We start from the raw sequence: 1,388 nt of genomic DNA on the forward strand, positions 1-1,388 counted from the left end.
TGCTCCTGCCCCGCCTCCAGCGATAGATCACTAATTACAAGTAATGGAGTAACCCATTCCAGTTGCCTTAGAAACATTAATAAGCCTTGATAACTACCTTTTACCACCATTAACTGTTGGTCTTTTTTTATCCCTTCCCCCAGTAATGGATCACCACTTGCCACTGGAGTAGCAGGAGCACCAGGCACTGCTGGAGTAGCTGCAACTGGAGCAGCAGTGCTGGTTTGCGGTTCATAGCTTTCTAAAGTCACCCCTGCTTTTGCTGCTTCCACACTTAATTGGCTTAATAGCGTTGCTAATGAACGCTCACCTGCCACCAATTGCAACAGCTTCATTTTTTGAGCCTTTGAGCGGGCTTGTTGTTGAAACAAACGCCCTTGGGCGCGCACCACCTCAGCGAGTGCATCTCGTTTTATGATCCGTTCTTTTTCCAACTTATCTAGTTCTTGCAACGTTCCAGCCAATGGCACTAAAGCCAATCCAGCAATTACAGCTGCCACCACCACCCCCGCCAGCACCGGCAATAGCAGCAAAGCCCGTTCTGGTGTTACAAGCGCCAGCCCCGTTGCTTTTTGTTCCGGTTGAAAATTTGTCATGGCAGTAACCCCATCTGCTTGATCGCTTCTACCCGTGCCGCCATTCCTAATGAACCCAAAGGCTTTAGTTGTTGCAATAGCAGATAAGGCTTTTGCGGTTTTGTGTTATCAAAATCAGCTATTAATTCAAAATTAACCACTGCTTGCTCTTCGTTATCTTTGGATTTTGTTTGTTCTTGTTGTGCTTTTTTTAATTGCACCGGTTCTTTAAAAAATAATGATTTTTCCATCGCTAATTGCAAAGCATTAATACGCACAAAACCTGCTGGCATTGCCGCCTTACCTTTCAAACTAAAACTACCGCTATCTGCTTTTACTGTTTGCATTTGCAAATCTTGGGGCGTTATTGCTGCTAATTCCGCCAATAGCGCAGAGGAAGATCGCACCGCTAATAAACCATTTACCAATACAAGATTCGCCTGGTTTAATTTCAATACCTTCATCTCTAACTGGGTATTTTCCTGTTGCAACTTGTCGTGCTGGCTTGCAGCCGGCTCCAGCGCCAGCACCGATGCCTGCAGCACCTGCTGCCGCCAAAACATCCCTGCCCCCACCAGCAATACCAAAGCCAATGGCACCAGCCCATAGGCGCCACCTTTCCATAGCAATTGCCGCGGCGATATCAGCGGTTTAGGGCTAATCCCTAACTCCTCCCGCCGTTGCCGCAGCAGATCTACCTGCAGGTGTTCAACCATCCGCTACGCGTTGCGCCGTGCCTATGAGGCCGGCGAATGCTGCATCTGTCAATGGATCGCCACTACCAATGGCACGCAATGGCGCTAATTGAAGCCA

Annotated in this window: 2 protein-coding genes; both read right to left on the minus strand. The window is 48.2% G+C overall.

Annotation, left to right across the window (positions count from 1 at the left end):
- On the minus strand, positions 1 to 596 hold a 596-nt coding region (locus AC2JC8_RS06110), incomplete at its 3' end, for a hypothetical protein (protein ID WP_484594362.1).
- On the minus strand, positions 593 to 1,291 hold the full coding sequence (locus AC2JC8_RS06115) for a PilN domain-containing protein (RefSeq protein WP_484594363.1): 699 nt from the start codon (positions 1,289 to 1,291) through the stop codon (positions 593 to 595). The genes AC2JC8_RS06110 and AC2JC8_RS06115, both read right to left, overlap by 4 nt.
- Positions 1,292 to 1,388: the final 97 nt, after the last annotated feature.

The organism is Synechococcus sp. (assembly GCF_982614295.1).

Coding starts and splice junctions, on each gene's coding strand:
- AC2JC8_RS06115 (WP_484594363.1), bottom strand. CDS start 1,291: ATGGTTGAACACCTGCAGGTAGATCTGCTGCGGCAACGGCGGGAGGAG.